The sequence below is a fragment of the Pseudoalteromonas sp. RB2-MNA-CIBAN-0110 genome, assembly GCF_040309305.1.
Lineage (GTDB): Bacteria > Pseudomonadota > Gammaproteobacteria > Enterobacterales > Alteromonadaceae > Pseudoalteromonas > Pseudoalteromonas arctica.
Genome location: NZ_JBEOOQ010000072.1, coordinates 1 through 4,804, shown reverse-complemented (window position 1 = coordinate 4,804; position 4,804 = coordinate 1). Strand labels below are relative to the sequence as shown.

The 4,804-nt window shown below is 35.1% G+C and carries 5 protein-coding genes; all 5 read right to left on the bottom strand.

Translation table 11 applies throughout. The features are described 5' to 3' along the window. Positions 1-70: 70 nt before the first annotated feature. The gene (locus AAEY68_RS20480; RefSeq protein WP_024592217.1) at positions 71-1,201 is read right to left on the bottom strand and encodes a hypothetical protein; all 1,131 of its coding nucleotides are present in this window, start codon (positions 1,199-1,201) and stop codon (positions 71-73) included. Further along, on the bottom strand, positions 1,198-1,710 hold the full coding sequence (locus AAEY68_RS20475; protein WP_024592218.1) for a DUF4365 domain-containing protein: 513 nt from the start codon (positions 1,708-1,710) through the stop codon (positions 1,198-1,200). Before AAEY68_RS20475 ends, AAEY68_RS20480 begins: the two co-directional genes overlap by 4 nt. A 665-nt stretch (positions 1,711-2,375) precedes the next feature. Continuing rightward, complete coding sequence (locus tag AAEY68_RS20470; RefSeq protein ID WP_350586776.1) at positions 2,376-3,350, bottom strand: transposase; 975 nt, start codon at positions 3,348-3,350, stop codon at positions 2,376-2,378. A 243-nt stretch (positions 3,351-3,593) separates the two neighbouring features. Next, on the bottom strand, positions 3,594-3,992 hold the full coding sequence (locus tag AAEY68_RS20465; protein WP_024594256.1) for a hypothetical protein: 399 nt from the start codon (positions 3,990-3,992) through the stop codon (positions 3,594-3,596). Between the two features lie 214 nt (positions 3,993-4,206). Continuing rightward, positions 4,207-4,804, bottom strand: a 598-nt coding sequence (locus AAEY68_RS20460; protein WP_350586775.1) for a transposase, incomplete at its 5' end; no start/stop codon positions are given.

The window sequence follows — 4,804 nt, the reverse complement described above, 5'->3', positions numbered from 1 at the left end:
GAGGCTCACCACTTTTAAAATTTGCAGTTAATAGCTAAATTTTACTAGTCGTCCACCTCAGGGCGTGTTGTTAGCTTTTGACTTTTACTGACTTAATATCAGTTAAAGTCCATTGTCCACCTGTTCTTTCAAGCTTACCGTTTATAGTTATATCTACGCCCTCAATATGAGCTTTACAAGCAAGTTTGTAGTCATGTGAGTTTAAAGTAGCCTTAACATCGAGCTTTGAACTATTATCATCAATATATTTGATGATAATGCTTTTTGTAATAGATTCATCCACTGGATTGTTATTACAGTGTAAATTTATTATTTTCCCCATTACAAGCTTATCTTCAGGAGGAACTTCTTTCAATTTACTCGAGGCATACGAAATAACATCATAGTGAGCTTCAGTTAAAATGATACTTTTGAAGTTACGAATATCTTCAGATAAATCTACTTCCTTTGCCCAATTAAATGATAACTCAACAGATTTAGAAGCTTGATTTGATATATTTAAAAGTGCATCACACATTTTAGAATTAAAAGCTGTGTTGTAAGCATCAACTAAAATATCTGCATTATCAGATTTTACAGCTTGCGATATAAGGTTTAGCCCTCTAGCTATTCTTTCGTTTACCTTTCGTTCAAAAGGTATTTCAAATAGATCTCGTTCTTCACGAGCTTTTATGATTGGAAGTTCCACCGTAAAACCAAAACTACCTTTAAAAGTGTGCCCAAAACGACAGTTTTCAATAAACTTTTGACTTCTAGATAATGGATTATCAAAATGCCTTGAAGGAGTAACTTCTGATGATGCCCCATATAAAAATAATGATCTAATCCCACCAATTTCACGATAAACTTCATCGATTGGTAGGCTATTTTCAAATAGTCCTGTATCTATTATTCGAGTCTGGAATATATCAGTAAAACATGAAGATATACTTCTAATCACATCACTTGTATCTTGATCATAATAGAAGGAAAGAGTGTTAATTACATCAGCTAAACGATTGTAATAATCAATAAAGGTTGAAGAGTTGGGCACTAAAATTTCAATACTTTCGCCTAAAGGATTTTTAGGGCTACTGTAAATAGTATTTTTATCTAAATAAACATCAGAGCTTCTTGTCCAGCCCTTCAAAGATAAAAAAGAATTAAGGCTTTCAAGGTTGATAGTTTTCAATATTGGAGAGTTAATATTAATTAAATTCACTGTAACTCTCCTAATTTAACTTTAACGATAAGTTGTTGAACAGCTTCAGGGGTTAAAAGGTTCTCTACAGGTATCTTAATTCTAGCTTGCTTTTTGTTTTTATTAAGATCGCCTTTTAAATGATAAAAATAACAACTTTTTTGTAATAGTAGCCCTTTATCTGTAAAGGTTAACCATTGGGATTCATCTCTAGGCAAACATAAAACAACTAATAAACAAGGTATGGAAGAATTATTTTCTCTAAATATTAATTTGTTATATGTATCAATTTCTACATCATAAACAATATGGCCGTCTTTTTCAGACCAATTGATTGTTGATTTTAACTGGCAATCAAATGAAGTCCCAAGATCCATTAATTTACCATTAAAAGGCTGGATATTTCTTATTGATACATCAACCCCATAATCATGAGGCACTAAATTAAATGTCGCACCTGCTTTTGAAACAATAGCACCTACATGAGCAACACTTAATGATTCTTCAATTGATTGTATTGGTACAGCCATACATATCCTTTGTATATTGAAATAACAATATTGCTAGAGCATCCTGAAAAAGCTAACAATTTTGTCTACGACATTTGTCGTTTTATAAACCGACAAATGTCTATATATTACAATGCATTTATCTTAACCATCAAATAAACACCTGTAAACAATTAGTTAACTGAAAATTATTTTTATTCAGTGCGCAAAAACTAAACTAGACAGCCACTTTAATTGAACAAACAAAACTATACCAAAAAATTCGCTCTTCAAGTTCAAAATTTATCTTTTATGAGTGGGTCACTTTATTTCATCCGTTAAATAAGTAATTAGCCCTATTAAAGCTAAATTACACGCATGAAAATAACAGCATAATGCAGTTGTGATTTATTACTGAATAGTTTTACTGAGTAGCTTAAGTTTTATGCGAGTAGCTTTTCGCAATTGCTAATATTTGATCGCCGTTTACGCTTTAAATTTTCACAGCAACTAAACGAGACAGCCACTCTATTTTTAATCTGGCTATTCACTTTTAGGTTGAGAATTTATCTTTTAATATTGGGTTACTTTTATTTCATCCATTAAATAAGTCATTAGGACGTTAAAACCTGAATTACACGCATGATAATAACTACATAATTGCAGTTTTAATGTTTACTGAATGGTTTTACTGAGTAGCTTAAGTATTATGCGAGTAGCTTTTCGCAGTTGCTAATATTTGATCGCCGTTTCCGCTTTAAGTTTTCACAGTAACTTGCTTGTGAAGTGGGCCTGCCTACTGCACCATGAAATACGCGCGTAAATTGCGTAGTCAGTTTTAACCAGTTCTCTGGGGAGATATTAAGCCTTTCTAACAAAGGTAGGTTCATGTTATCAATATGCCCACGCTTATCCTCTCGTATTATTCGCCCTGTTAGCTCAACAAGTTCAAGGTACGATTTAAGCTCAAACGGCAGCCCTTTGGGCATAATCCGACGAGGCATACCAGCAAAACGTAGTAACTGTTTTGGTTGTTTACCTTCTGCTGCGCATGTTAAACGCTTTTGTACACTGGTATGCTTTGACTCCTCCGGTGTGTTAGTCATTTTAGCTCTAATGGGATTTAAATCGACATAGGCCATACACGCTGCAAGTGCTGCTTCATCTAGTAATGCCTGCGATTTGAATCTACCCTCCCAGAACCTACCAGTGCAGTTATCTTCTTTATTTGCTCTGCGCGCAATGTCTTCATTTAAGAGCCGCATAAACCAGCTGATACTTGCTAGGCGTTCGCGGTATTGTTTAACCGTTTGGTTGAAAAAGATGAGTTCAACTTTACTTAGCTTTTCACCTTGTGCATATTTTTGCGTAAGTACGGTGCCTTTACAGAGTTTATGCCAGCGAATAACAATCGCTTTATCATTCAGCCTATTTGCTTTCTTATCATCTACATACAGTACTAAATGGGTATGGTTACTCATTACGGCATAAGCACATACATCAATACAAAATATTTTTGCGAGCATAAGTAACTTATCTTCAACCCAACCTCTACGATGCTCGTAAGATTGACCTGTAAAACGGTCTTCGCCACATAAAAATGCACGACGTACGCAACGCGAAATACAATGGTAATATTTTGTATCAACCAGACTTATTTGACGCTTTCTTGCTATTGCCATGTCGCACCTGCTTACTTTTTACACTACGCAAAGGCTAGCCTCTAACTTCGAAAAGTGCAAAATTTAGGATGGGTGTCTGGTTTGCCAGATTCTAATTCAGATTCCCATTTAACTGGGTAATGGGTTGACTCACAAGGATCAGATTCTGCTTTCACAAAACCAGAAACTAAAAAAACCGCTAAAACTAAAATTTTCTGCATACTTTCCCTAGCTATAGTCCTGCTTAGTTGGCTTGTTATGTGTTTATACCACTTTGTTTTTATTGGAAAAGCTACTGAACAAATAAACTATTCCATACCAAGAAATACAACCAACAACATATACAACTATTTCGCGAAAACTGTAATAAGGTATAGCTCCGCTCCTTAAATCACCTATTGCGCCAATAAATAAACCAACTGAAATTAATGAACCGATGGCTAAACTTATGGAAGTATTGAGGAGCTTAGAAGATAAAAATGTAATGCATGCTGAAAAGAAACCTAAATAAATGATTATATGAAGCTCAATATAGTAAATGAGTTCAAGTTCATGCTTTTCACCTGCAAAGGGATAAAGTGGTTGTGGCGGTGCTAGAAAATAACCTAATAGCGCTCCTAGTAAAGTAGCTACAGGGATTAATAAAACTTTAAATTTACTCATAGTTTGAAAAACACATAACGAGCCTGTAGATTAACTCGTTTTTAAATTTGTTTTTATTGATAAACAAACCATAGCTGAGTTCCTATTTTGGTTCAATTGATTACTGTATTTTTACGCAGAATATTGAAGTGTTTGATATTGTTTTAATTGACGTTTTGGAAGGGATTAAGGGTGGTTGAGTGGCTTTTATTTAGGGTAAAAGGGCTTACCCTTCTTAATGCATCGTGTTTTGCAGCTTTTCTATATTATGAACAAGACAATACAGTTGCCATTGCGCATTCACTTTCGTTTGACCCCGTAAGGTCAATTTATTCATGCCTTTATTCACTGTAATGTTCCCGAACACTGGCTCAATACACCCGAGTCGTTTGCTATATTGTCGTCGACCTATGGGGCTGTCTATTTTTACTTTCATTTTGTCTACATAGCTCAGCTTTTTGCGTGATTCATTATTTATAAACTGTACTTGTCGCCCCGTTTTAATGGGTGGCTTTCGCATGCATTGCTGCTGTAGCGGGCACGTTTTACAGTCTTTTAAATAACCACAGAATCGCGTGTATTGCTGATTGTGACTTTTTACATTTATCCCGCTTCGCCACATTGCATTGCCTGCGGGGCAGCGGCAAATTTGGGTTGCTTCATTATAATGAAAATCATCTGAGGTAAATAATCGTGGCTTGCCTTTGCTGCGTTTTAGTCGGCGCTTTTCTTGCTCTGTTTCGTATGTTTCGCTGGCTTTAAACAATGGATTTCGTTTTCTAAATTGGTTGTCCGCAATGTAGGTATCGAACCCACTTTGCGCCATAAATTCA

Bases quoted from the DNA above. Each gene is read 5' to 3' on its own strand.
- AAEY68_RS20475 (WP_024592218.1), bottom strand. From the start codon at position 1,710: ATGGCTGTACCAATACAATCAATTGAAGAATCATTAAGTGTTGCTCAT.
- AAEY68_RS20470 (WP_350586776.1), bottom strand. From the start codon at position 3,350: ATGGCAATAGCAAGAAAGCGTCAAATAAGTCTGGTTGATACAAAATAT.
- AAEY68_RS20465 (WP_024594256.1), bottom strand. From the start codon at position 3,992: ATGAGTAAATTTAAAGTTTTATTAATCCCTGTAGCTACTTTACTAGGA.